General features: G+C 43.9%; 22 protein-coding genes. 5 read left to right on the forward strand and 17 right to left on the reverse strand.

Annotated elements, in window-relative coordinates; all coding sequences use genetic code 11:
- The first annotated feature begins 1 nt into the window (after window position 1).
- A complete protein-coding gene (locus J3U67_RS03185; protein ID WP_100139903.1) occupies window positions 2-1,714 on the forward strand; it encodes a thiamine pyrophosphate-dependent enzyme in 1,713 nt (570 codons plus the stop codon).
- 835 nt (window positions 1,715-2,549) lie between these two features.
- Here J3U67_RS03185 and J3U67_RS03190 read toward each other — a convergent pair.
- The 17 genes from J3U67_RS03190 to pcnB all read right to left on the reverse strand — a co-directional run bounded on the left by J3U67_RS03190 (window position 2,550) and on the right by pcnB (window position 23,693).
- Window positions 2,550-4,559, reverse strand: a complete 2,010-nt coding sequence (locus tag J3U67_RS03190; protein ID WP_267403727.1) for a DUF3488 and transglutaminase-like domain-containing protein — start codon at window positions 4,557-4,559, stop codon at window positions 2,550-2,552.
- On the reverse strand, window positions 4,559-5,494 hold the full coding sequence (locus J3U67_RS03195; RefSeq protein ID WP_267403729.1) for a hypothetical protein: 936 nt from the start codon (window positions 5,492-5,494) through the stop codon (window positions 4,559-4,561). Before J3U67_RS03195 ends, J3U67_RS03190 begins: the two co-directional genes overlap by 1 nt.
- The gene (locus tag J3U67_RS03200; RefSeq protein WP_267403731.1) at window positions 5,478-6,389 is read right to left on the reverse strand and encodes an AAA family ATPase; all 912 of its coding nucleotides are present in this window, start codon (window positions 6,387-6,389) and stop codon (window positions 5,478-5,480) included. Before J3U67_RS03200 ends, J3U67_RS03195 begins: the two co-directional genes overlap by 17 nt.
- 193 nt (window positions 6,390-6,582) lie before the next feature.
- The gene (greB, locus tag J3U67_RS03205) at window positions 6,583-7,086 is read right to left on the reverse strand and encodes a transcription elongation factor GreB (RefSeq protein ID WP_100139899.1); all 504 of its coding nucleotides are present in this window, start codon (window positions 7,084-7,086) and stop codon (window positions 6,583-6,585) included.
- 78 nt (window positions 7,087-7,164) lie between these two features.
- On the reverse strand, window positions 7,165-9,435 hold the full coding sequence (locus tag J3U67_RS03210) for an NADP-dependent malic enzyme (RefSeq protein WP_100156808.1): 2,271 nt from the start codon (window positions 9,433-9,435) through the stop codon (window positions 7,165-7,167).
- A gap of 1,130 nt (window positions 9,436-10,565) precedes the next feature.
- Window positions 10,566-11,042: a GNAT family N-acetyltransferase gene (locus tag J3U67_RS03215; protein ID WP_267403733.1), complete on the reverse strand. Its 477-nt coding sequence runs from the start codon at window positions 11,040-11,042 to the stop codon at window positions 10,566-10,568.
- 11 nt (window positions 11,043-11,053) lie between these two features.
- Entirely contained in the window at window positions 11,054-11,719 is a 666-nt protein-coding gene (locus tag J3U67_RS03220; protein ID WP_267403735.1) for an HAD family hydrolase, read from the reverse strand.
- Window positions 11,716-12,384 (reverse strand): DnaA regulatory inactivator Hda, encoded by a 669-nt coding sequence (gene hda, locus J3U67_RS03225; protein ID WP_100139895.1) that lies wholly within the window; start codon window positions 12,382-12,384, stop codon window positions 11,716-11,718. The genes J3U67_RS03220 and hda overlap by 4 nt, the downstream gene beginning before the upstream one ends.
- Window positions 12,385-12,524: 140 nt before the next feature.
- The gene (gene glnE, locus J3U67_RS03230; RefSeq protein ID WP_416384670.1) at window positions 12,525-15,260 is read right to left on the reverse strand and encodes a bifunctional [glutamate--ammonia ligase]-adenylyl-L-tyrosine phosphorylase/[glutamate--ammonia-ligase] adenylyltransferase; all 2,736 of its coding nucleotides are present in this window, start codon (window positions 15,258-15,260) and stop codon (window positions 12,525-12,527) included.
- A 175-nt stretch (window positions 15,261-15,435) separates the two neighbouring features.
- Window positions 15,436-15,918 (reverse strand): FKBP-type peptidyl-prolyl cis-trans isomerase, encoded by a 483-nt coding sequence (locus tag J3U67_RS03235; RefSeq protein ID WP_100139894.1) that lies wholly within the window; start codon window positions 15,916-15,918, stop codon window positions 15,436-15,438.
- Window positions 15,919-16,014: 96 nt separating this feature from the next.
- Complete coding sequence (rep, locus tag J3U67_RS03240) at window positions 16,015-18,015, reverse strand: DNA helicase Rep (protein ID WP_267403737.1); 2,001 nt, start codon at window positions 18,013-18,015, stop codon at window positions 16,015-16,017.
- Between the two features lie 84 nt (window positions 18,016-18,099).
- Window positions 18,100-18,759, reverse strand: coding sequence for a uracil-DNA glycosylase (gene ung / locus J3U67_RS03245; protein WP_267403739.1), 660 nt, complete (start codon window positions 18,757-18,759; stop codon window positions 18,100-18,102).
- Between the two features lie 85 nt (window positions 18,760-18,844).
- Window positions 18,845-19,669, reverse strand: a complete 825-nt coding sequence (gene thiD / locus J3U67_RS03250; protein ID WP_267390041.1) for a bifunctional hydroxymethylpyrimidine kinase/phosphomethylpyrimidine kinase — start codon at window positions 19,667-19,669, stop codon at window positions 18,845-18,847.
- A gap of 173 nt (window positions 19,670-19,842) precedes the next feature.
- Window positions 19,843-20,634, reverse strand: a complete 792-nt coding sequence (gene panB / locus J3U67_RS03255; RefSeq protein ID WP_267403741.1) for a 3-methyl-2-oxobutanoate hydroxymethyltransferase — start codon at window positions 20,632-20,634, stop codon at window positions 19,843-19,845.
- A 575-nt stretch (window positions 20,635-21,209) separates the two neighbouring features.
- Window positions 21,210-21,842: a deoxynucleoside kinase gene (locus J3U67_RS03260; RefSeq protein WP_267390039.1), complete on the reverse strand. Its 633-nt coding sequence runs from the start codon at window positions 21,840-21,842 to the stop codon at window positions 21,210-21,212.
- Window positions 21,843-21,855: 13 nt separating this feature from the next.
- Window positions 21,856-22,362 carry a 2-amino-4-hydroxy-6-hydroxymethyldihydropteridine diphosphokinase gene (gene folK / locus J3U67_RS03265; protein ID WP_267390038.1) on the reverse strand — a complete coding sequence of 169 codons (507 nt, stop codon included), beginning with the start codon at window positions 22,360-22,362 and terminating at the stop codon, window positions 21,856-21,858.
- On the reverse strand, window positions 22,359-23,693 hold the full coding sequence (gene pcnB, locus J3U67_RS03270; protein ID WP_267403743.1) for a polynucleotide adenylyltransferase PcnB: 1,335 nt from the start codon (window positions 23,691-23,693) through the stop codon (window positions 22,359-22,361). Before pcnB ends, folK begins: the two co-directional genes overlap by 4 nt.
- 205 nt (window positions 23,694-23,898) lie before the next feature.
- Here pcnB and J3U67_RS03275 point away from each other — a divergent pair, with 205 nt between their 5' ends.
- From J3U67_RS03275 to purE, 4 genes are read left to right on the forward strand one after another with little or no spacing between them, the layout of a single operon-like run.
- Entirely contained in the window at window positions 23,899-24,084 is a 186-nt protein-coding gene (locus J3U67_RS03275) for a DUF3460 family protein (RefSeq protein ID WP_100139888.1), read from the forward strand.
- A gap of 17 nt (window positions 24,085-24,101) precedes the next feature.
- Window positions 24,102-24,770, forward strand: a complete 669-nt coding sequence (locus J3U67_RS03280; RefSeq protein ID WP_267390036.1) for a class I SAM-dependent methyltransferase — start codon at window positions 24,102-24,104, stop codon at window positions 24,768-24,770.
- A 30-nt stretch (window positions 24,771-24,800) separates the two neighbouring features.
- Window positions 24,801-25,469 (forward strand): tetratricopeptide repeat protein, encoded by a 669-nt coding sequence (locus J3U67_RS03285; RefSeq protein WP_267390035.1) that lies wholly within the window; start codon window positions 24,801-24,803, stop codon window positions 25,467-25,469.
- Between the two features lie 25 nt (window positions 25,470-25,494).
- Window positions 25,495-25,992, forward strand: coding sequence for a 5-(carboxyamino)imidazole ribonucleotide mutase (gene purE, locus J3U67_RS03290; protein WP_267403744.1), 498 nt, complete (start codon window positions 25,495-25,497; stop codon window positions 25,990-25,992).
- Window positions 25,993-26,100 lie beyond the last annotated feature (108 nt).

Below are 26,100 nucleotides of genomic sequence, written 5' to 3' on the forward strand. Positions count from 1 at the left end.
CATGTCTAAAACCAAAACCGTTTCAGAAATACTTGTTGATGTACTCACCGCAGCAGGAGTAAGCAACTGTTATGGCATCATCGGCGATACTTTGAATTTTGTCGGCAAAGCCATCCAAAAAAGCAGTATAAACTGGGTACATACCCGTCACGAAGAAGCTGCAGCCTTTGCCGCTGGTGCGGAAGCCATGATTACCAACAAGCTTACAGCTTGTGCCGGTTCCTGTGGACCAGGCAGCCTGCATTTGATTAATGGCCTATATGAATCAAATCGAAACAATGCACCTGTGATTGTCATTGCTAGCCAATTAGCCGCTACTTCAATGGGAACCGGCTTTCCGCAAGAAGTTGATTTTCTTAAAGTCTATCAGGATACCAGTGTATTTTGTCAGATGGTAAATCAGCCACAGGAAGCACAACGCATATTTACGCAAGCAGCTCAGGCTGCCATCAATAAACGTGGTGTAGCCGTGGTCATCCTGCCTAGTGACATCAGCAAGATGGAAATAGCCGAACAACCCATACAGATTTGGCAGCCACAGCCGGTAACCAGACCAAATGATCAAGAAATCGAAAAACTAGCTGAAGCCATTAATCAGGGTAAAAAAATCACCATCTACGCCGGCTATGGTAGTAAAGATGCTCATGACGAAGTGATTGCTCTGGCAGAAAAACTAAAAGCGCCGGTGGTACACACTTCACGAGCTAAAGACAGCATTGCCTGGGATAACCCTTATCAAGTAGGCATGACGGGTATGTTCGGCACCAAAGCCGGCTATGAAGCAATCAAGGAATGCGATACGCTTTTATTATTAGGCTGTGGCTTTGCATGGTCTGAATATTATCCTGACCATACCAGCATCATTCAAATTGACCATGATGCGACTCAGCTGGGGTTACGTCATCCAATCAATCTAGGACTAGTTGGAGATGTAAAAACCACTTTGCAAACTGTGCTCCCAAAAATTCAAGCTAGAAGCGACAGCAGCTTTCTGGATCACTACACTGCACTATTTGCCAAAATCATGGAGAAATTTCAATCATTTGCCACCCCGGATGATAAACACCCAATACATCCGCAGCAATTAGTTGAATTAATTGATAAATATGCAGATGATGATGCTCTGATTACGGCAGATGTCGGTACACCGATGCTCTGGGGTGCCCGCTATCTAAGCATGAACGGTAAACGGCGCTTTCTCACCAGCCTGAAACACGGCACTATGGCTAACAGCATGCCTCAGGCTTATGGCTTTCAAAAAGCATTTCCAGGCCGGCAGGTGATTTCTTTATCAGGTGATGGCGGACTAGCCATGCTGATGGGTGACTTACTTACTGCCAAACAAGAAAATCTGCCCATTAAAATTGTCGTTTTTAACAACAGCTCCCTTAACTTTGTTGAGCAGGAACAAAAAGGTGAAGGACTGGTCGAAGTGTATGTAGACCTGAAAAACGGCGATTTCAAGACTATAGCCGAAGGTTGTGGCTTCAGCGCGCAAAGTGTAAGCAAATCTTCCGAACTGGAAACAGCCGTTCAAAGTTTTCTGGCACACAAAGGACCAGCTTTGCTGGACGTGGTTATCAGCGACAAAGAACTGATTATGCCTCCTTCAATCAGCTATGAGAATGTTAAAAACATGGTTTGGTATGGTTCTAAAGCCATTCTTGAAGGCAAAGGTAAAGATGTTATCGACATGATAAAAAATAATATTTAAACCAAAACGAACAAACTTACTGCTCAGCATCCGGTTGGGCAGTAAGTTTTATTATATCGGTCAGATTTTGGTAAACCATTTAAAATATCTATCTTAACGAAACTGCTTCTAAATCAGCCTAAGTTTAGAGTTTGGAATTTTCCAAAATATCACATTTACTAAATACAAAAATAATCAGAAAAAATAATAACCAGCTAATATTCCAAAAAATATCACTAAATAAACTTAAAATAGCGCAAGGTATCTGACACACCTTGGCTCAAAATCATCAGATACCATATATCCTAGACTCATTCTCAATCGAGCTTTGCCCTAAATTGGTTTTGAGAATTCTGTTTTGAAAATCATTGCAGTTTACAGAATTCACACAGTCTAACAACACTTTATAATTAAAACGTTAATTTATTATGTTTAATAATAGCTGCTTTTTAACAATCCCTTTCAAACAGCAAACATCAAATAATCAATCATCAGTTAATTAACTACGCAAAAAAAAAGGATATTTCGTTTTTAACAACACTTTATTAAAAATTTATAATTATTAAAATCAAATAGTTAAATATTAACAATAATTAATTCTTTTCAATCAAAATGATTTAACGTATTGTTATTTCATAGCTTTTAATCAAATTGATTAAAAGCTATCTGTCTGCGGGAATTTTGTACGGACTGTTTCACAGACCACACAGAAAAACTTCAGGCAAGAAATTAATATGATCATTCACAGCTGTAATAAGCTACCCAGCGATTGAGTTAAACTCAATAGTTGGGTAGTTTTCGTTTAAAAATCGATTTTAATCCGCATCAACGGAGATATATAAACGGATATACCCGTTTATTCCTGTTTATTTAGCTGGCGGACAGCTTTTTTCATCTTACGATACCAAATACGCTGCTGTCGCTTGTCTGGCAATCCACCTGCACCATATTGCCAATCAATATATTGCATCAGCAAAGCTGCCAAATCTGCATTAAGGAGATTATGTTCGGCCAGAAGAGCTTGCAGCTCCAGCGGTCCCATTGCCGCTAATTCATCTTCTTCACCTTCTATTACGGATTGCTTCAGCAAATTAATGCCGTCAGTAAGCGGCTGTGACTGCACATCTCCCTGCCGCCGCAACCAAAAAACTAACGGCAATGCCATAATGATGATGACAACAACAATCATCACAACCAGTACAGAGACAGGTAAATTTTTCAAATTTAGCCACGTTAGAATTGATTTCTGGCTTCCTGTATCATAGTTGACAACCCATTGCTGCCAGTAAAACTGGCCATTATCCAAATATTTCTGCAATAAAGGATAAGAAGATGTCAAACTGGCACGCTGAGCTTCGGGAAGGGCATCTTCAACTCCCTTTTCTACCCTTGAGGCAGCAGCAGCGGTAGTTGGATCCACACGTTGCCATCTGCCTTTTTCTGCAATCCAGATTTCAACCCATGCATGTGCATCCTTGCTTCGAATCTGCCAAAATTTCCCTTCAGGATGATATTCACCACCCTGATAGCCAACTACCACTCGTGCAGGCACTCCTACCGCTCTTGCCAGCCACACAGTGGCATCTGCATAATGCTCACAAAATCCTTCCCTACTTTGAAATAAGAAAAAATCTGTACGATTTATAGGTTCATCACTGGTTTGAGGAGTGAGTGTGTATTGAAAGTGATTATTACGAAAATAATCCATTATATGACGTATGAATTCTTCACTACTACCAGATTGTCTGGCCAGCTGCTGTGCCAATTGACGAGTTTGCGGATTTAATCCATCCGGCAGCTGAGTGTAATAACTCAGTAAAGCCTCATCCATCTGCTGATATAAATATGGCGTCAACTGAGAATACAAATGAATACGACGTAAACCTTCTCTGCTACGATTTACCCGCACCACATTGCCAACACGCCGATTCAAATCTGGCTGACTATCAGCCAATGGTTGATCAAGCGCTGGAATACGGCCATGGTCATCCTGAAGAATCAACTGGTAACCATAAAGCCGATTATTGCTTTGCTGTGTCAAATTATCCTTAGACGGCAATTGCAAAGAGTCTTCATCTGTATATTGTTCTTTTACTGCCCGCCATTCACCATCATAATTTCTACCCATTACCAGTACACGCCAGTAAAGATCGGCTTGTCTGGGTGTAACATCATTATCAAAAGTAGCATTGAAAACCAACGCATTGTCTAAAACTAAATTACTGACACTACCCGCAACCAGCGTATCCGATATACCTGTTGTAGCAGCTGATTGCTGCGGCTGGGGTATTCCCCATAAGGGCTTATCCTTACGTGGGACAACTAGAAACAGAATCACCGCCAATGGAAAAGACAGTAACAGAATCAATGCACCCTGACGAATAGCAGCAGATGGCTGAGTAGCGGCGAGTAAACCTAAAGCCGAAATAATGCAGAATAAAGCCACAATCAGCCAGGGGGCCATCAGTATGCTCTGATTAAACAGTAGGCCGCCACCCATTAAAATCAACTGAGCCAGAAGCAGAATTTGCCAGTCACGTAAGGTTTCTCCCTCGAAAGCTTTCAGCATAATCATCAGCATCAGCAAGGAAACACTAGCATCACGTCCAATGATGGTGCCCAGTCGAAAATATATCCATACCGTCGAACCCAGCAATAATATTACCAATGCCCATAATGGCAGCTTTTTGATTTTAGTAAAAAGTAAACCCACTCGTATCAGCCACAGCAAGGCAAATGCTGCACCAACACTCATAGGTAAATCAAACAGCAACGGTAAAGCTATCCAAGCCAGCATCAGCAACAGAATTAACTGCGTACGCTTAAGGGGAGATTTACGCAAAAATACCGGATCAGCTAGCCACATTACCATCTACCCAGAGCATTCAGACATTGTGTTCGTTGTGCAGTCGCTGCTTCATAGCGCTGACGCGGTAATTCGAGAATATACTTTTCACCACGGGCATCTGCGGCCAATACTCTGAAGCACATTTTACTGGCCATCTGTTCTACACTGGTGCCCTGCGGATAATCGCGATAGGAAATCAGCAATGGATCTGCCAGCGGAGCACCTTGGTCAAAATACTTATCCAGTAAATCACCACTTTTAGCATAATGCTTCCATGCAATCTGCCGTGCTGAAATAGCATTTTGGTGTGGAAGTAGATAAGCCGGATCTTGTCCACTCTGGCTGATTTGGCTGTTTTGCTCACCACTAATGCTTTTTACTGACGAAATAGTATGTTCGATCGGTTGTGGAAAAATAACAATTTCATCTGTAAATTCCCACTGTGTTTTAATCATTACCAGACCAAACGGAGCCATACTGGCACCTGCTAACATTAGTGTTGGCAAAATGCCGCGCCGTTGTGGTGGTAAAGTCCAGACAAAATCAGTATTCTCAGGTGTAATTTTCCACAGCTGCCAGTCCTCTGGAGTACCGCTAATTTCCTGTGCCGTCTGTAACCATAACCAACGTGTTCGTTTACTATTGTCACAGGCACGTAAAGTCAGTACACAATCTTTACCGGCAAAATATTCTGATTGCGGCACAACAGCCAAAATCAGACCACTTAGCTGCCGGAAACTGGCCAGCGCTCCAAACACCAATATACCAAGCAGCCAAAATACGAGCGCATAAGCTACATTGATCTGATAATTCACCGCCATAATCCACAGCAGAATACAGGCAATAGCCAATCCCCATCCCATGCGTGTCAGATTAAAACGTATATTTCGAGCACGCAGAGCCGTATGCCCGTCTATCAACGTGGGTATAGACACCTCAGACCACGGCAACATGGTCCAGCATCCCATTAAGCAGCGTACTGCTTCTGGATTGACTCTGCACTGGTTGCAGGCGATGTGCTCCCACGGATACCCAGACAGCTTTCACATCTTCCGGTACTACATGTGCCCGCCCATGTATCCATGCATAGGCTTTGGCTGCCTGAACCACTGCCAAGCCAGCACGAGGACTCAGACCTACAGCAAACATACCCGGAGTCCGCGTAGCCGCCACCAGTCGGTACACATAATCAGCAGCGGCAACAGATAAATTAACTTTAGCCACTTCTGCCTGCCACTGCTGCAGTGTTTCCCCATTACAAACGGCTTTTAGGCGTGGTACAAACTGGCGGCGTCCGCCAGAAACATAAAGCAGCTTCTCTTCTTTTTCAGCAGGATAGCCGATACTCAGACACATCATAAAACGATCAAGCTGCGATTCAGGCAAAGGATAGGTACCGAGCTGTTCGGTCGGATTCTGTGTAGCCACTACCAGAAAGGGCTTAGGCAGTGTATAAGTTTTCCCATCTACAGAAGCCTGCCCTTCTTCCATCGCCTCTAATAAAGCCGATTGCAGCTTGGGTGAAGCACGGTTGATTTCATCGGCCAGTAAAAAGGAATTGAAGACCGGTCCCGGATGAAACACAAATTCGCCACTTTTAGGTTGGAATATACTCACACCAAGCAAATCAGCCGGCAGCATATCGTTGGTGAACTGAACACGCTGGTATTTCAATCCCAGTACTGCAGCCAGTGCATGAGCGAGCGTGGTTTTGCCGACTCCTGGGACATCTTCCAGCAGAATATGTCCGCGAGCCAAAACACAGGTCACAATCTGAATCAGTAATTGTTGTTTACCCAGAATCAGGGCATTAAGCTGTTTGAAAATTGGTTCTAGTTTTGGATTCATGTATTAAAATAGTAGATAAAGGGTATTTGGCAGCAATACTGATAATAGTTACAATGCATTTCTCAAAGATAATAAACACAACAAAAGTTGTTTATTATGTTCTCATGCAAAAAGCATTGATAAAAGTACAGACTGAAAACACAAACTGTATGATTAATAACTAAGTTTAACATTATGTATGCTAAATAGTAAATTAATCAATGCGAATATATTCCACAGCCAGTATCTCAATATTCTCCACCCCATCCGGACCATGCAGGCGTACTTCATCACCTTCATGTGCTTTAAGCAATGTACGTGCCAGCGGCGATACCCATGAAATCTTATTACGACTAGTATCAATCTCGTCCGTACCTACGATGCGTACCGTTTGTTCTATTCCATTGCCGCGTAGAATGGTTACCGTTGCACTGAAAAATACCTGATCACTTGCCTCACGTGTTTCTGGGTCAATCACCTGAGCAGCCTCAAGCCGTTTAGTCAAAAACCGAATCCGCCGGTCAATTTCTCGCAACCGGCGTTTACCATACAGATAATCACCATTTTCACTGCGGTCTCCATTACCGGCTGCCCAGTTAACCACGTTCACGATTTCCGGCCGTTCCTTGTGTACCAGTTGATAAAGCTCGTCCTGTAAAGCCTGATGACCGGCTGGTGTAATGTAATTGGGCGCAGGTTGCGTCTGCACATCAGACATAATCTGTCTCCATATTTAACACAAAAAGGCTGTCTGAAAAATACAGACAGCCTGCTTCATTTTCAGCTAAGTCAGTGGTTATTTACGCTGCGCATCCACTGCTGCCAAAGCAACCATATTTACAATACGGCGTACAGAAGCCATAGGCGTAACAATATGCACGGATTCATTCATACCCATCAGAATCGGGCCAATGGTTACACCATTAGAAGAAGTACGCAACAAATTGTAGCTGATGTTGGCTGCCTCAACATTAGGCATCACCAGCAAATTGGCTGCACCTTTAAGCTTGCAGTCCGGCATTAATTTCTGACGCAGTTTTTCATCCAGAGCCAGATCACCTTGCATTTCACCATCAACATTCAGTTCTGGATCTGCTTCTTTAATCAGAGCCAGAGCTTCCTGCATTTTGCTGCTGCTGGGCTGATCCAATGAACCAAAGTTGGAATTAGACAACAGCGCCACTTTAGGTTCGATACCGAAACGTTTGATTTCATTCACACACATCAGTGTGTTCGCAGCAATTTGCTCGGCAGTAGGTTCAGGATTGACGTAAGTATCAGCAATGAACATATTGCCAGAAGTCATAATGAGTGCATTCATTGCACAAGCATTCTGCTCAGCATTGTTATAGCCAATTACTTCTTCCAGAATATTGAAATGATCATGGAAGCGGCCAACTGTACCACAAAGCAAGGCATCAGCACTGCCCATTCGTACCATCATGGCACCAATCAGTGTAGAGCTGCTAATCATGCGGCGACGTGCCATCTCTTCAGTAACGCCGTGACGTTTGCGCAGCTCATAATAAGCCTGCCAATATTCACGGTAGCGCGGATCGTCCTGATTATTGACGATTTCAAAATCCTTGCCTGACTGAATAGTCAGACCTAGCTTTTTCGCCCGTGCTTCAATAACGGCCGGACGGCCGATAAGAATTGGGTAAGCCAGTTTATGATTGACTATATGCTGCGTAGCATGCAAAACGCGCTCATCTTCACCTTCACACAATACCACACGTTTTACATCTTTCTTCGCCTGTGAGAATACCGGTTTCATAAACAGACTGGATTTGTAAACAAACTGACTCAGTTTTTCTACATAAGCATCCATATCTGCAATCGGACGGGTTGCCACACCTGAATCCATCGCTGCTTTGGCAACAGCCGGAGCAACAACCGCAATCAGGCGCGGGTCAAAAGGTTTAGGAATCAGATATTCACGACCAAAAGACAGCTCGGCATTACCATATGCTGCAGAAACTTCGTCACTCAGCTCGGCTTTTGCCAGCTCAGCAATAGCGTGCACACAGGCTAATTTCATCTGTTCATTAATAGTGGTAGCACCGACATCCAGCGCGCCACGGAAAATGAACGGGAAGCACAATACATTGTTTACTTGATTCGGGAAATCAGAACGTCCTGTACCAATTACAGCATCTGGCCGCGCTGCTTTGGCTTCCGGCGGCCATATTTCTGGAGTCGGATTGGCCATAGCCAAAATAATCGGGTCTTTAGCCATGGTTTTGAGCATGTCTACGCTCAGAACATTTGGGCCGGACAAGCCAAGGAAAATATCCTTGCCATGTACGGCATCAGCCAGCTTGCGCTGACCATTATCAGGAATGGCAAATAGTTTTTTCGATTCCACCATGTTTTCTTCGCGATTCTGGTAAATTACACCTTTAGAATCACACACAGTGATGTTTTCGCGTTTCATGCCCAGCGCTACCAAGAGCTCCAGACAAGCAATAGCCGCAGCACCCGCACCAGAGCAGACTAGCTTAACCTGACTGATGTCCTTACCTACTACTTCCAAACCATTTTTAATCGCTGCTGCTGTAATGATAGCAGTACCATGCTGATCGTCATGGAATACCGGAATATTGCAACGTTCACGCAGTTTTTTCTCAATATAGAAACATTCCGGTGCTTTAATATCTTCCAGATTGATACCACCGAAAGTGGGCTCTAGAGAAGCAATAATATCAACTAGTTTATCTGGGTCAGTTTCGTTTACTTCGATATCGAATACATCAATACCGCCAAATTTTTTGAACAGTACCCCTTTGCCTTCCATTACCGGTTTGCCGGCTAATGCACCAATATTGCCCAACCCCAGCACGGCTGTACCATTGGAAATTACAGCCACCAGATTACCGCGAGCAGTATAACGATATGCATTCAAGGGATCACGGTGAATTTCCATACATGGTGCAGCCACACCCGGTGAATAAGCCAGTGACAAATCATATTGAGTAGCCAGCGGCTTGGTTGGCGTAATCTGAATTTTACCGGGACGGGGTTCTTCGTGAAAATGTAATGCTGCTTCTTTGATTAATTCATCCATATCTGTTCTCAGTCTTAGGTTTTTCAACACCAATAAGCTGTTCTTGAAAGAGCACGCTAAAAGTCACTTCTATCAGAGCAATTTATAAATCATAGGCATTGATAAAAGTAGTTCACATTATAGCGTTATTTAACAAAATCATGCACCGTTTTATTATCAGTATAATCAACTGCCATCTATTAGAAATATCAGCCTTTACCCATGCATTGGCATTTTTTATACTAGCCATATATGGAATAGAGCATGTATAGAAAATTTAGCTTTATGTTAATAAATTAGCCCTACTCTACCAAATATTTATTTACTTCTAAAAAAATTATATTTATTGCTTTTTAATATTTTATAGCTGACTTTCATAACCTAATTTGAATAAAGAAATCTTAACTTATCATTATTCGATTTGCATTATTATAAAACCATACTCAAATGCGAATTAGGTTCCTCAAAATATAATCGCAATCTTGTATTGGATGGCAGTATTTTTCTGCAATCAATCAAAAGATACTATAAACCACTATAATGAAAGCATAAATTTTATTTTTTGTGGTATCTGTTTGTCTCTGGATGCTTTATTGAAATCTACTTTATTTGGCCATTTAAAATATTTTATTGATTTACAAATGGTATTCTGGCCAGCCAGTCTTATAGAAGAAACTATGCTGTTAAAAATCAGGCATTTTATTCAAAGCTTTTGATTGAGATATAACTTCGTGATTCATTTTCTAAATTAATAAATAGCCTTTACGTTTAATCAATAATTTACCTGTCGCAGTCATCTTCAATTCTGAAATACCTGAGAATATAAAAAGGGTTTATTTAGGCAGAGTGATTTTGCAGTGCTACTTAGGAGAAGGAAGTCAGGTGTTTATACAATTGATATTAAATTTATATAATTAACGGTTTTAGAATAACGTTATTATATCCACAACGTGTATATTTTTGAAAATATGCTGACAGTCTAATGCTTTAATTAACAGATTATGCTGTTGGATAAATGAAATCAGGCAATGCTTTAATAACAATCACCTTTTTAGTGCCTACATCAGCTCAAAAGTAAGTTCTGGTTCAAAAAATCTGTGAATCTAACAAGCAGACTCACAGATTTTACTATATATGGAAAATTTAATGGATTACAGATTCAGTTCCATCTGGATGTTGACTCTGTTGAATGTGCTGTGAAGGTTGGTAATTTCTTTAAATCCGGCTTGCTGATAAAGATGGATGGCCGGTTTCAGGCTAGTATGGCTTTCTACATAAAGTTTTTTTGCGCCCTCTTCTCTGGCTTTGGCAATGATTGCCTCTATCAAATGTCTGCCAATATGTTTGCCCTGTGCCTCTGGGGCCACTGCTAATTTGGCTAGCTCATAATCATATGGGTCACCATGCAGCTTTATCAGGGCACATACGCCTACTGGTTTGCCGTTTTCCAGTGCCACCAGTATGTGGCCGCCTTTATCGAGGATGGCTTGTCTGGGATTATCCAGTAGCTGATAATCACTGTCTTCCATTTCGAAATATTTAGCTATCCACGCTGCATTCAAATCACGAAAAGCAGAATGATAGCGGTCACTGTAATCAACAATTTGCATATTTTCTGCGATATTCATGATGCATCCTTTTACATGAAATTGAGTATAGGCCAGCCATGGCGGTGGGCATACTGTGCTAGTTTTTCATCAGGATTGACGGCTACCGGGTCAGTTACTTGTCGCAGGAGCGGTAAATCGTTATGTGAATCGCTGTAAAAATAAACTTTGGTAAAATCGCTCAGTTGTTGCCCTCGTTGTGCCAACCATTGTTGCAGACGGATAACTTTGCCTTCTTTAAAGCTGGGTGTGCCTACGTAGCGTCCGGTATAGTTACCTGCTGCATCTGTTTCTAACTGTACGCCGATAATATTCTGAATACCAAATGTTTTTGCAATTGGGGCGATAATAAACTCATTGGTAGCCGATAATAGCAACATTTCATCTCCAGCATCACGATGCCCCTGTACCAGCATTTTTGCCATGGTGGAAATATGCGGTACGATAAAGTCACGCATGTATTCGCTATGCATGCTGTCCAGTTCGGCACGGGTAAATCTTGCCAGCGGTGCAAGCTGGAATTGCAGGAATTCATCTATATCAAGACAGCCATTTAGGTAATCCTGATAGAATTTATTGTTTTTCATGTCAACAAACGCTTTGTCGACCAGTCCTTTCTGCATCAGGTACTTCGGCCATTCGTTATCCGAATCACAATTAATCAGAGTATGGTCAAGGTCAAAAATAGCCAGATTCATGCATGTTCCTGTTGTTTAAGTAGCTGCCGCAGTAAGGTAAGAGTGATGCGCCGCCCCTGCGCAAGTGAATAATCATTTAAGGTATTGAGCATTAGCAATAGACTGTCCAAATCACGGCGCCAGTGAGCCAGCAGGTAACGGATAACTTCAGCATCCACCGGTATTTGCCGTGCCCGTGCCATGCCTACCAATGCGTTAAATTTCTCTTCGTCGCTTAATGGTTTGATTTCATATACCAAACAAAAAGCCATACGGGTACGTAAATCTTCGCGAATCATAAGCTGCTGGGGGGGGATGGCTGAGCTTAAAAGCAGATTGCCCTGACGGGTATTGCGAAAGTGGTTGAATAAAGAAAAAAGCTGCTGCTGCTCGGCAGGGCTGAGTAATTCAATCTGATCCACAGCAACGCAATCGAGGTCAAACAGCCAATAACCAAGGCCTTCGCTCGCAGCGTCAACATATTCGGCTTTCAGACCGCGCGATTGCGCCTGCGCTACCCATGCTTTTAGTAAATGGCTTTTACCGCTACCGGCTTCGCCCCAAACAAAGATAAACGGGTCTGCCTGCTGCTGTAAAACATAAATCAGTTCGGCGTTGGTATGGCCGAGAAATTTGTCAAATCCGGGATAGCTGCGATCATCAAAGTCAAATATCAGTTGGTTCACTACGTTAGACCAGTTTGAAAAGGTAGTGCGGCCTTTGATTGTACGCTGTCTGCTTTGTTTCTTTCAAGCAGCACATTGGAGTAATGCTACTGAGGAATAAGGATTTTACGTTTGCACTTGTCCATGGCAAAAAGATGAAATTATTCTTTTGGCTTTACTCCAAATACTTGTGTCCAAAGCTGCTTTACAACCTGATAATTGGAGAGCAAAGTTGCGTCTATGTTGGTGTTGACAGCGTCGCGCAAACGAGTGTTGTGCTGTTGCTGGCGATAATACCGATAAGCCATGCGACTGCCTTCGGCCATACAGCTGTCTACTAGCCCCAATTCGGCAGCGATGCTAAGCAAAGCAATATTACCGTAATTGTTTAGTAATTGCGGATACTGATGCGCATGTGCCAGTATCAGATACTGCACGATAAATTCCACATCCACTACTCCGCCGCGGGCATATTTTACATTTGTGTCTACGGGTGGATGTGTAGGAAACATTTTTTCGCGCATGGCGATGATTTCGTTGCTTAAAGAGACGGTATCACGTTTGCGGCATAATATTTCGCTACGTACCCCATCAAAACGTATGCCCACGTTGCTGTCGCCACCAATGAAGCGGGCTCGGGTTAGGGCCTGATGCTCCCAAGTCCATGCACTTTCACGTTCATAGCGTTCGAATGCCTGTATATGGGTAACAGTAAAACCTGAATCGCCATTCGGGCGCAGCCGTAAATCAATATCGTAAAGGGTACCTGCACCGGTTGGTACTGTTAGCCAGCTGGTGAGACGGCGGGCCAGACGTGTATATGTATCAATAGCATCGGGATGGTTATCATCAAATACATAAACCAAATCCAAATCTGAGGTATAACCTAATTCTTTACCCCCCAGTTTGCCATAACCAATCACAGCAAAATGCGGGGTTTCAGTGTGACGTCGTGGTAATTGCGCCCATACTCTATTCAGTGCATTTTGTATAATTAAGTCTGCCAGTGCAGAAAGCTGATCTGACAACCCTTCTACTGTCCACAAACCGGCCAAATCCTGTACCGCCAGACGAAAAGTCCATGCATGCTGAAACCGGCGCAGAACATCCATTTGCGCCTCGACATCATCATGGCAATCATCCAACAAATTTGTCAGCTCCTGCGCATGTACTGTCCAATCAGTATCCTTGCGCATTAGTTCATTGCTAAGCAGTTCGTCCAATAATACCGGATGCCGCTGTAAGTATGTAGCAACCCAGCTGCTTTGACTCATGAGTCCGGCCAGTTTATCTAAAGCTTCGGGATGTTCATGCATAAAGGCCAAATATGAACTGCGCCGAGCAATGGTTTCTACAAAATCAAGCAATCGGGTTAATGTAGTATCTGGTTGCGGATATCTGGCTGCTACGCTCAGTACAGACGGAATCATGTCATCAAAACGCTGTTGCGCAGATGACGATAGCTGCCGGTACTGACTACCGTGATGTAGTTGTTGCAGACGCTGAATTACATTTTGAGCATTAAAGCCATGTGCTGTTAGTAAAGAAGTTTTTTCTTCACTATCACTATCACTGTCAACCTGCCAAACGCGAACCATATCAGGATCTTGTGCTTTGGCCTTATCGTCCGGCTCAGTGAAAATGGCATTGAAAATCTGGTTAACAGCACAACGGTGCTGATTCAATGCAAAAAGGTAGTGCTCGTAATCGGCATAGCCCATACTTTTCGCTAGCATTTGTTGCTGCTCAGTGCCGGCCGGCAGCATCTGCGTTTGCTGATCATCCCAATATTGTAAGCGGTGTTCGGTATCTCTCAGAAAATGGTAAGCCTGTAGCAAGATATCAACATTTTCTGCTGACAGCATGCCTTGTTCCTGCAAAGCATGCAGGGTTTCCTGTGTGCCTTTTAGTTGCAGGCTGCGTATCTGACCGCCGCGTATCAACTGGAAAATCTGGGCAATAAATTCCACTTCACGAATGCCACCGGCACCCAGTTTGATATTGTCCGCCATGCCTTTGCGGGTCACTTCACGCTGAATTTGCTGATGCAGATTGCGCATGGCATCGTAAGCATTGAAATCCAGATATTTACGGTAAACAAACGGCCGTACAAGTGCAGCGATATGATTCGGATAGTCGGTTACTAATCGGGCCTTAGTCCATGCATAGCGCTCCCATTCGCGTCCTTGCTGTATCAGATATTGTTCCAGTGCGGTTTCATTTATTACCAATGCACCAGCATCACCATCTGGACGCAATCGCATATCTACGCGGAAAACCTGCCCGTCACCAGTAATATCATTCAGTAGCGATATGATTTTCTGGCCAACTTTGGTGAAAAATTCCTGATTGCTTTTCTGGCGTTTACCGTTGGTGTCACCAGCCTCCGGAAAAACAAAAATTAAATCTATATCAGAGGAAACATTCAGTTCATATCCACCCATCTTGCCCATGCCCACTATACTCAGCCGCTGAAATGTATTGCTGTGGGCGCCAATTGGTTCGCCATAAAGTCCAGCATAATAAGCATGTGCATACTGTTCAGCGATATTGATGGTGAAATCAGCTAGATGAGTTATGGTGGTGGTGACTTCCTGTAAATCACTTACCCGTGCCAGATCGCGCGCCATGATATGTGCAACTACATAGCGGCGCAGCAGGCGCAACTGGCGTTTCAACTCTGCCTCATTTTCACCAGCCTGCAATTGTGTCCAGTTGGCAAAACCGTGAAAATCTTCCAACTTCAGGCGTCTTTCCAGCCATGGAAAAAGTTTGTTCTGGTCGAGCAAATGGTTATCTAGCAGACGACTGAGAAACAATGAATATGGATGGGCTGTGGCGAGAATGTGTGCAGGTGTCATGTTGCTGTTGAATTGGTAACAGTTGTGTGTGAGCATGATACCGCCAGACCTAAATACTGTGAACTGACAACTTTCAGATAATTAACAATGGCTCATCCGTACAATACTGTTGGCATCACCCATTAAATACTAATAAAGGGAATATTCATACCATAATGAATATTCCCTTTTCTTTATACAGATTCAGTTACAATTGTATTGATGTAATGTATTAGTGATGATGGTGGTCGTGGGCACCATGTACATGGCCATGTTCCAGCTCTTCTGCAGTAGCTGGACGGATGTCTTTTACAGTTGCTTTAAAGCGAATGCGCTGGCCGGCTAAAGGATGATTACCATCCACTACGGCTTTACCATCAGCCACATCAGTAATACGGTATACCATCACTTCACCAGTTTCTGGATCGTCAGCTTCGAACATCATGCCCACTTCTACTTCTACCGGAAACACATCCAGTGGTTCGATACGAATCAGGTCTTCCTCCTGCTCGCCGAAAGCATCATCCGGAGACAATGTAACATCTACTACATCGCCAACTGCTTTATCGTGCAACTGTTCTTCCACCAACGGGAAAATACCATCATAACCACCATGCAGATAGCTGATAGGTTCTTCCGTTTTATCTATCAGCTGGTTATCTGCATCAAACATTTCATAATCCAGCGTCACTACAGAGTTTTTGGCGATTTTCATAATTTTTTCCATAATCAATAAACTGCACGAGCAGCAAACAGGATGTAGTTTAACATGGAACCAGCAACATCACATGCCGCTGATGTTAAGACACCATCAGGATTGCAGACTGTCCAGTCGCGCCATCATTCCGGCCAATATACTTTTGCCTTCTGAGTGACTGACAATGGGTTCACTACCTTTGCGCCCAAGCAAACGTATATCATCTGCCGGCATTTCATCTATAAAACGGCTGGGTTCATGAAATTCCCACGTTCCGGCACGTTTGCGCTTATGACAATGGGTCAGCGTGAGTGTCTGACGAGCACGGGTAATACCAACATACATCAGCCGGCGCTCTTCATCGATATTGCCTTCCTCCACGCTATCTGCATGCGGAAAAACGCCTTCTTCACAACCAACCAGAAACACATATGGGTATTCCAATCCTTTCGAAGCATGCAATGTGGACATACTCACCATATCCGCATCTTCATCTTCCTTTCCATCCAGCAAGGTCATCAGGGCAATGGTCTGGGCTATTTCAAGTATATTTCTACCGTCTTCCTCTCCTTTTTTACTAATCCAGCCGAGCAAATCCTGTACATTACGCCACTTGATTTCACCTGCACGCCCTTCTTCTGTGTTCAGTAGATGTGCTTCATAAGCAATATCAGACAACAGATTGTGTAGCAAGTTGCCAGCTGCTTCAGTACGTGCGCGTATTTGATAATCCGCCAGCATCGCCATAAACTGCTGTAAAGGCTCACGGCTCTTGGCAGATAGTTCTGCCAAAGCACTCATACTGCGCGCCGCCTCGTACAGGCTGCATTGCGCCACTTTGGCATAATTGTTCAGCTTTGCCAGTGTCGTTTCGCCCACTCCACGCCGCGGAGTAGTCACCGCGCGTAAAAAAGCCGGATCATCATCGGGGTTGGCGAGTAAGCGCACATAAGCAAGCACATCCTTAATTTCAGCCTTGTCAAAAAAACTCTGCCCACCAGAAAGACGGTAAGGAATCCGTCTGCTGCGCAAAGCTTCTTCAAATACTCGCGCCTGATGATTACCCCTGTACAGGATGGCAAAATCGCGATAATGCACCGCATCTCCGCCTACCAGTTTCTGGTGCGCAATGCGGCTAACCACAAAATCGGCTTCATGGGTTTCGTTTTTACAGGCAATCACATCAATCATATCGCCAAGCCCATATTCACTCCATAAAGTTTTGGCGAATAACTTAGGGTTATGGGCGATTACTTGATTGGCCACGCGCAGAATACGCGCAGTAGAACGATAATTTTGCTCAAGCTTGATGATTTTCAAATCTGGATAATCCTGCTGCAAAAGACGCAGATTTTCCATATTGGCACCACGCCAAGCATAAATGCTCTGGTCATCATCACCTACAGCAGTAAATTTTCCATCCGCCCCTGTAAGCAAACGCATTAGCGCATACTGGCAAGTATTGGTATCTTGACATTCATCCACCAGCAGATAACGCAGGCGCAGCTGCCACTTATAGCGGATGTCTGCATCTGATTGCAGCAGCTCAACCGGTATGCGGATTAAATCATCAAAATCAACTGCCTGATAACTTATTAGAGTATCCTGATAAGAGGCGTACAGCTGCCCTATCTGATGTGACCAGCTATCATCTGCCTGCCGAATAATAGTTTCTGGTGACAACAGGCTGTTTTTCCATAATGAAATTTGGTGCTGTGCCTTAAATACCATTTCACGGCCACTGCTACCCAGCAACTCGCTGATAATTTTGCCCGCATCGGCACTGTCGAGAATAGAAAACTGTTTTTTATAACCAGCTGCGGCCGCTTCTTCGCGCAGAAAACGCATACCCAATGAATGGAACGTGCTGATGTTTAAACCGCGGGTCTGCGATTTGTGCAACAAATGCCCTACACGCTCTTGCATTTCCCGAGCCGCTTTATTCGTAAACGTAATCGCGGCAATCTGATGCGGTGGATAACCAGCCTGTTTGATTAGATAGGCAATTTTTTCAGTAATCACACGCGTTTTACCGCTGCCAGCACCAGCAAGTACCAGTAACGGCCCATCCAAATAATGGATAGCCTGATGTTGTTGTGGATTAAGATTCAACATGATTTACTAGATACTTTCCGGCGCAATAGATGAGACTTCTGCCTAAAACAGCTAATCCTGACATCTGTGAATCGGATAGTAAACTTAAATTTGCCAATCGATTGGCGCCATACCGTGCTGTTGCAGATATACATTGGCTTTGGAAAAATGTTTACAACCAAAAAAACCACGGTAGGCGGATAAAGGAGAAGGATGAGGCGCAGTCAGTACCAGATGCTTTTGGCGATTTATCATCGCTCCTTTTTTTTGTGCATGACTACCCCAAAGCATAAAAACAACGTTCTGACGTTCTGCATTCAGTGCAGCAATCACATGGTCAGTAAATGTTTCCCAGCCCAGCTCAGCATGAGAATGTGCCTGACCAGCGCGCACGGTTAAAACTGTATTGAGCAGCAATACACCTTGTTCCGCCCAGTGTTGCAGATAGCCATGCTGTGGTATACGAAAACCAGGAATATCGTCTGCTAATTCTTTGTAGATATTAACCAAAGATGGTGGAATAGCAATTCCCTGCCGGACTGAGAAAGAGAGGCCATGAGCCTGTTGCGGACCATGGTAAGGATCTTGCCCTAGAATCACCACTTTTACCTGTGCAAACTCAGTAGCCTTGAATGCATTAAACACATCTTGAGCAGGCGGATAAATAATTTTACCGGCCATTCTTTCGGCACGGACAGTTTCCAGAATATGCTGAAAATATGGTTGCTGTTTTTCTGCACCAATTGCCTGATGCCATGTCTGCATATGTTCTCCCCTATACGATTAGGATAATTTCTGCTTTACCCTGATACTCACTCATGCAGCCAATTTTAGCATACAGATACAACCACTAATCATGCTTGAAACGCCAGAAATGAGCCAGAGGACCATAACCGTGTCCTAAATGCCAATGCTGTCCAGCCTCAATGGCGCCGTGCACATAGCATTTAGCCACAGCTACTGTATTAGCTAAAGTTTCATGCTGTGGACGTAAAGCGGCAATTGCTGCTGAAAGCGTACATCCAGTGCCATGTGTATGAGATGTTTTAATACGCAGACTCTTAAAGCAAACTGGTTCGCAATCCTTTTCCAGTAACCAGTCTATGGCTTCTTCATCTTCACTGAGATGCCCGCCTTTGACCAGAACAGCCTGACAACCTTCATCCAGCAGAATTTGCCCCTGCTCCAGCATTTCATCACTAGAAGTAGCCATCGTTTTCTGAGTCAGCAATGCCAGCTCAAACAAATTAGGAGTAAGTATATCGGCAAGCGGCATGAGCATTTGCTTCATAGCTTGCACGGTGTTTTCTATAGAAAGTGCCGAACCAGAAGTGGCTACCATTACCGGATCTAATACGGTAAAAGGCAGATGAAATTGCTGCAAAGACTCTGCAACGACACGTATACTTTCAATATCCGCAAGCATACCAATTTTGAGCGCATCAATACGGATATCCGACATCACAGCCGAACATTGTGCCTCAATCATATCCGGTGTCACCACCATGACCTTTTGCACACCAAAAGTATTTTGTGCTGTTATTGCAGTAATGACACTGGTACCGTAGGCACCAAGTGCGGCAAAAGTTTTTAAATCCGCTTGTATACCTGCACCACCACCGGAATCCGAACCGGCTATAGTCAATGCACGAGGGTAAGGCTTGGCCAGGGCCATAAGCGACTCCCAAAATAATTTTTATTAGTCAAGGATTTAATTTATATATACATCCTGCAAAAAAAACAAGTCCATACAAATAAACCAATCAGTTTAAGCAACCTTGTTTGTAAAGGGAAAAACCGCCAGAAATATAATATTTGCAATTAAAAACAGAAATTTAATTCAAACAATCAGTCAGTAAAACTGTGTTCCGCATCAGGAAAAATCTTAGCTTTAACTTCCTGTACATAGGCTCCGACAGCAGCCTGAATACTGGTTTGATTGTGCATGAAATTCTTCACAAATTTTGCTGTTTTGCCTGGATAAATTCCCAGCATATCATGCATCACCAGTACCTGACCGTCACAATCGGCACCGGCACCAATACCTATGGTTGGACAGCTTACAGATGCGGTTACTTTTGCTGCCAGAGCAACTGGCACACACTCCATCAGCACCATATCCGCTCCGGCTTGAGCATGTGCCTGAGCATCAGCTAGCAATTGTGCCGCAGCTTCACCGCGACCCTGAACTTTATAACCGCCAAGCGTATGTACCGATTGCGGCGTCAGGCCAATATGTGCACACACAGGAATACCACGTTGCTGTAAAAAATGCGTAGTTTCAGCGATCCATTCACCGCCTTCCAGTTTTACCATGTGTGCTCCGGCCACCATCAGCCGAACAGCTGCCGCAAAAGCCTGCTCTTTACTTTGCTGATAAGCGCCAAATGGCAGATCTGCCAGTATCAGCGCCTGCTGATTGCCTCGCGCCACAGCCGCAGTGTGATAACAAATATCGTCAACACTAACCGGAATAGTTGAAGCTTGTCCCTGCACGGCCATACCCAATGAATCTCCAATCAGCAGTACGTCAACACCTGCATCGCTCATCAGACGAGCAAAACTGGCATCGTAACAAGTTAGCATAGCGATTTTTTCGCCTGCGGCTTTCATTTTTTTTAAAGTGTGAATGGTATGCATAAATTGATAAATTGAATAATGATATTTATTAGAAAACACGGCCGGTAGTTATACACAGTCTGTTTCTGTAAGGAAACAACAAATTCATCAATCAGTAAAATTGATAAATAAGCGGCCAATTTGAATGTGCGGCAAAATACCACAGACAACCTTTATACCCGAGCAGATTAACAAATATTTTGCTAAAGATAAATTTAACCGGCACGATGATGCGTGCGCTTGCCCCCGACATGACTAATCATCAGTATCTGTTCATCTAGCAATTACGCTAAGCATCATTTTTTTACGCTTGAAACCAAACCATGCAAATTGTGTGAATGTGTATACTGATTTTCAATCCAATAAACAAAAACCGTACTTTTTTCTACCAAAAAGTACGGTTTCCAAACTGAATAACACATGCTTCAGTATGCAAAAAATATCAAACAAACATCATAATGGCATTGATATTTTTTTACCCCGATTAAACTGCGCTGCACACTGAAATAGCAAAATTACTACAGATAAAAAACGGCTGAAAATAACTTTCTTACGCAAAAAAATATTCAGCTTTACTCGACAGCACAACACATCAGTTATTCGCTTAAATTCAGATAATTACGACTTCCCTGCATATTAGCAATGGTATTAAGCAACAACTCAAAATGATCTTCATTACCCAGAAAATCCAGCTCATTGGTATTGGCAATCAGTAATGGAGCATGCTGGTATAAATGGAAAAAACGGCGATATTCAGCATGAATCTGCTGTAAATAACCAGCAGGAAACAAATTAATCATACCATCCTCACGCTGGCGCAGACGCTTATCCAGCAATTCATCATCCGCTTCCAGATAAATCACCAAATCCGGTACCGGAAATTTAGGCATCACCTTTTGCTTGATTTGCCAATACAACGTCTGCTCTTCTTCACGCAGAATTACCGGTACATATATCTGGTCTTTCTCCAGCAGAAAATCAGCAACAATACGTGAACGCCGTTCATCTTCAGCATAGATAACATTGATGGCTTCACAACGGCGCATCAGAAAATGCATCTCTGTAGCCAGCCCGTGATTGGCAGCATTTAGATAGAATTTTTCTAAAAACGGATTGCTTTCAGGTATCTCTGATAACAGTAAAGCATCAAAATACTGTGCCAGACGACGGCTCAAAGCTGATTTGCCACTGCCAATAGATCCTTCTACGACAATGTAGCGATAATCCATATTTTCCCCTGACTTAGTTTTGATCGCCTTCAATAATCGTGGCTGCATCCGGCTGTGCTTTAAGTAATTTTGCCGCCAGAGTAGAGGCACTGCCATGAGTGCCGATTACATAGTATGGTGCAATAGCAGCTAGTGGGGCCATTACGAATGCACGTTCATGCGCACTTGGATGAGGCAATTTCAAATCAGGTTCATTAATGGTCTGATGATTGTAATCAATTACGTCCAGATCAATCATACGCGGACCATTTGGCACATTGCGCACACGTCCCAGCTTATTTTCCAGTTCTAGCATGGAATGTAGCAATGCCTGTGCACTTAAAGTGGTATGAACCAAAACCACCGCATTGACAAAATCAGGCTGGTCAGTCAATCCCACCGGTTTGGTAAGATAAAGTGGTGAAATTGCCTTTACACGGATACCACTAACCTGATTCAATGCAGCCATAGCCGCTTCAACCTGTTTGCGCGGATTTCCTAGATTAGCGCCCAAAGCAATAACCGCTGTTACTGTTTTCATGCTCCCTCCTGCTTGGATTTGTTAGTGCGTTTATTACGATTTCGTTTTGATTTTGTAGAGGTTGTTTTTACCTGCATCGCAGTGTGAATCAGCTCTTCACGCTCTGCATCCGTTCCCTGCTGAAAATTCTGCCACCACTGCACAGTTTCCTGAGCCACTTCGCCAAGATTGGCGCGCAGACACAGAAAATCAAAAGCAGCACGAAAGCGCGGCTGAGCAAGTAGACGATATGGCCGTCCACCGCGCATTATTTCAAATTGCGGTTGCAGAGACCAGATTTCACGCATAGTAACACCATAGCGCTGTGGTACACCCCAGTGTTTATCTATGTGCTGACGTTCGGAAGCCATGGCAGCATGCATGGCTCCATTACTGCGCATACCGCGCGCCTGTTGTTGTATCCATGCTTCACGCATATGCGGCCACAATACTGCCGCCAGTACAAATCCCATGGAAACGGACTTATCCGCACGCAGACGCTCATCAGTATTTTGCAGAGCCAGCGCAGCTATGTGCCCACTGCCGCCTGCTCCAGGCATCAGTGCATCCAAGAGCGGATGAATATTTTTTAAACCTAATATATCCATCTGACGCAGACATGCTTGTGCATAACCACTGAATAGAATCTTTAACACTTCATCAAATAGCCGTGCCGGTGGCTCCCGCTGAAGCAACTGCGCACATTCGGCAATTGGTTTGGATGTCTGTCTATCAACCGAAAATCCAAGTTTGCCTGAGAGTCTGGCTGCACGCAACATGCGTACCGGGTCTTCCTGATAACGCTCCTGCGGATTGCCTATCATAACCAGACGATGATTGCGAATATCTTCCACGCCATGATGAAAATCCAATATGACCTGTCTGTGTGGATCATAATAAAGTGCGTTGGCGGTAAAATCGCGACGCATGGCGTCCTGTTCCAGCGTACCGAAACTTACATCTTTCATAATCCGCCCCAGCTCATTATGGCTACTGACGGCACCACCACGGAAAGTTGTAACTTCAATGGTTTCTGGCCCCACCATGACATGTACAATCGGAAAACGTCGGCCAATGATGCGGCTGCGTCTGAATAGTTTACGCACCTGTTCGGGCGTGGCATTGGTGGCGACATCATAATCTTTGGGAGAAACACCCAATAGCAAATCCCGCACTGCTCCACCTACCACATAAGCCTCATAGCCTTCTTTCTGCAAACGGGATATCACTTTTTCCGCAGCGAAACTCAGCTCATCCGCCTTAATATGATGTTGTGCAAAGGGTATTTCCCGTTTTCTGCCTTTACTGACAGTCTTACGCGGCAAAACCCTGTGTAACCACTTTTTTAGCATAGAAAATACATAAGCTTATGAAAAAATACTCGCGTGCCACAGCAAACACGACCACTAAAACAGCGTAGTATAACCTATCTATTCGTTTCTCATCATCGTTAGCAGACCAAACTCGTACAATTCTGCCTGCTTCTTCACCAGTATGGTGCACTTTGTATATAATAATACACCTGTTTCTAAATAACATATGCAAGAAGAAACTTATATGTATAACTATCAGTCTGACACAACCCAATTTCTGAATAAATACTTAAATGAACACCCTGAGGAAGCTCAGGCTCAGATCCAGCATCGCGGCTTGCTGTGGGATGTTCAGCTAAATCCCGAAGATGAAGCAAATTTTGCTGCCGCCAAACTGCCAAAAAAAGGCTATACCTATTTAACCGAATAATCTCCTGCCGACCTGTCATGAGTCAACGAGCTGGTGTGAATAGTCCTGCGCTTAATACTTATCTGGCGGAGGTAAATCCCCAAGAGCACCCTTTACTGGCACAACTGCGTGCTGAAACAGCTCAGCACCGCAAAGGAAATATGAGTATTGCGCCCGAGCAGGCGCAGTTGATGACATGGTTAGCAACGCTGATACAAGCACGCCATTATCTCGAAATCGGTGTTTTTACCGGCTACAGCAGCACTGCCATGGCACTGGCTTTACCGGAAAACGGTCACATAACTGCCTGTGATATTAATGTCACTTACACCGATATCGCCCGCCGTTACTGGCAAGAAGCCAATGTCAGTCACAAAATACAGCTCTATTTACAACCGGCCTTGATAACGTTAGATAAACTGATTGCGGCAGGACAAAGCAATCAATATGACATAGCTTTGATTGATGCCGATAAACCGCCAACACCTCACTATTATGAACGCTGCCTGCAATTGGTTCGCTCTGGCGGCATTATTGCCATTGATAATGTACTGCTGCATGGGCGTGTGGCTCAACCTGCAAACACGCACGAACCAGAAAGCGTTCAGATTATGCGTTCATTTAATGCCAGCCTGAAACATGATTCGCGAGTGCAGCCACTAACCATCCCTCTGGGTGATGGCCTGACCTTGATGCAGAAAAAATAATAACAATCACTTAGAGGAGAGCAGCACCAAATGTTCTTATTTAATCATCGTCATCTATTGCTGGCTGCACTGGCTATGATGACCATCAGCTCATGCAGTACCATGAGTACCTCCTCTGCCCCTGAAAATACAACTAACTCAGAGGCGCCTGCACCGTATACCCTTCAGACAGCAGACCAATTGAGCCAAATGAAAACCCAGATAATGAGTCTGCAAAGTCAGGTAACCACCCTACAAAATCAATTAAATGATTTACGCCAGCAACAATCAACTCTATCGCGTTATCTGAATGTACATATTCAGCCAGCTCGGGTGAATCCAATAAAAAATACTGGCAATAGCGATACTACCGATGAAGCCCGCCGCCTCTACAACGCCGGACTATATGCTCAGAGTATCAGACTTTTAAAAAATGCAGATAGCGGCAGCAATGGCAGCAAGCTGGCACAGGAGCGCATGTGGCTGCTACTACAAAGCCATATGCGTCTAAATAATTGCGAATCGGTCATCAATATCGGCAAACGCTTCAGCAATTTGTTTCCACAAAATAGCCAAACGCCCAATGCCCTATATCAGGTGGCACAATGCCAGACACATTTACAGCAGCAGGATATTGCCCGTACCACCTATCAACGCATTATCAGCAACTATCCCACTAGTAATGCAGCAAATAAAGCCAAGCATCAACTGAAAAAATAATTTACAAACAGAATAAGAGCAAAACATGAATACTCCTCAAATCGGCATCATCATGGGCAGCAACAGCGATTATCCGGTAATGCAGCAAGCAGAACAGTTTTTACAACAATTCAGCATTCCTTATGAAATAAAAGTTGTTTCTGCACACCGCACCCCAGATTTAATGTTTGAATATGCCGAAAATGCACGCTCCAGAGGACTCAAAGCCATTATTGCTGGTGCCGGTGGTGCGGCGCATTTGCCCGGCATGGTAGCTGCGAAAACCACGCTGCCTGTACTGGGTGTACCGATTCCAAGCAAATATCTGCATGGCGAGGATTCCTTGATGTCTATTGTACAAATGCCCAAAGGGGTACCGGTAGCCACCTTTGCCATCGGCGAGGCCGGTGCAGCCAATGCAGCCTTATTTGCCATTGCAATGCTGGCAAACAACAATCCCCAGCTAGCTCAGAAACTCACGGAATTTCGAGAAAATCAAAGACAAAATGTTTTAGCGATGAATTTACCCCGTCAGCCAGCCTGATAAATCAGGAATTGGCCTGCACCTCATGCTAAGTAGCGTTTATTTTCTTCCAAACAATTTGCATCTTTAACAGACTTTTTCTGATAATAATCGCTTAATACTGTCCAT

This window comes from Snodgrassella sp. B3837 (genome assembly GCF_026535955.1).
GTDB lineage: Bacteria > Pseudomonadota > Gammaproteobacteria > Burkholderiales > Neisseriaceae > Snodgrassella > Snodgrassella alvi_E.

Excerpts from the sequence above, each read along its gene's own strand:
- J3U67_RS03185 (WP_100139903.1), top strand. The coding sequence starts at position 2 with ATGTCTAAAACCAAAACCGTTTCAGAAATACTTGTTGATGTACTCACC.
- J3U67_RS03190 (WP_267403727.1), bottom strand. The coding sequence starts at position 4,559 with ATGTGGCTAGCTGATCCGGTATTTTTGCGTAAATCTCCCCTTAAGCGT.
- J3U67_RS03195 (WP_267403729.1), bottom strand. The coding sequence starts at position 5,494 with ATGTTGCCGTGGTCTGAGGTGTCTATACCCACGTTGATAGACGGGCAT.
- J3U67_RS03200 (WP_267403731.1), bottom strand. The coding sequence starts at position 6,389 with ATGAATCCAAAACTAGAACCAATTTTCAAACAGCTTAATGCCCTGATT.
- greB (WP_100139899.1), bottom strand. The coding sequence starts at position 7,086 with ATGTCTGATGTGCAGACGCAACCTGCGCCCAATTACATTACACCAGCC.
- J3U67_RS03210 (WP_100156808.1), bottom strand. The coding sequence starts at position 9,435 with ATGGATGAATTAATCAAAGAAGCAGCATTACATTTTCACGAAGAACCC.
- J3U67_RS03215 (WP_267403733.1), bottom strand. The coding sequence starts at position 11,042 with ATGAATATCGCAGAAAATATGCAAATTGTTGATTACAGTGACCGCTAT.
- J3U67_RS03220 (WP_267403735.1), bottom strand. The coding sequence starts at position 11,719 with ATGAATCTGGCTATTTTTGACCTTGACCATACTCTGATTAATTGTGAT.
- glnE (WP_416384670.1), bottom strand. The coding sequence starts at position 15,260 with ATGCTCACACACAACTGTTACCAATTCAACAGCAACATGACACCTGCA.
- J3U67_RS03235 (WP_100139894.1), bottom strand. The coding sequence starts at position 15,918 with ATGAAAATCGCCAAAAACTCTGTAGTGACGCTGGATTATGAAATGTTT.
- rep (WP_267403737.1), bottom strand. The coding sequence starts at position 18,015 with ATGTTGAATCTTAATCCACAACAACATCAGGCTATCCATTATTTGGAT.
- ung (WP_267403739.1), bottom strand. The coding sequence starts at position 18,759 with ATGCAGACATGGCATCAGGCAATTGGTGCAGAAAAACAGCAACCATAT.
- thiD (WP_267390041.1), bottom strand. The coding sequence starts at position 19,669 with ATGGCCCTGGCCAAGCCTTACCCTCGTGCATTGACTATAGCCGGTTCG.
- panB (WP_267403741.1), bottom strand. The coding sequence starts at position 20,634 with ATGCATACCATTCACACTTTAAAAAAAATGAAAGCCGCAGGCGAAAAA.
- J3U67_RS03260 (WP_267390039.1), bottom strand. The coding sequence starts at position 21,842 with ATGGATTATCGCTACATTGTCGTAGAAGGATCTATTGGCAGTGGCAAA.
- folK (WP_267390038.1), bottom strand. The coding sequence starts at position 22,362 with ATGAAAACAGTAACAGCGGTTATTGCTTTGGGCGCTAATCTAGGAAAT.
- pcnB (WP_267403743.1), bottom strand. The coding sequence starts at position 23,693 with ATGCTAAAAAAGTGGTTACACAGGGTTTTGCCGCGTAAGACTGTCAGT.
- J3U67_RS03275 (WP_100139888.1), top strand. The coding sequence starts at position 23,899 with ATGTATAACTATCAGTCTGACACAACCCAATTTCTGAATAAATACTTA.
- J3U67_RS03280 (WP_267390036.1), top strand. The coding sequence starts at position 24,102 with ATGAGTCAACGAGCTGGTGTGAATAGTCCTGCGCTTAATACTTATCTG.
- J3U67_RS03285 (WP_267390035.1), top strand. The coding sequence starts at position 24,801 with ATGTTCTTATTTAATCATCGTCATCTATTGCTGGCTGCACTGGCTATG.
- purE (WP_267403744.1), top strand. The coding sequence starts at position 25,495 with ATGAATACTCCTCAAATCGGCATCATCATGGGCAGCAACAGCGATTAT.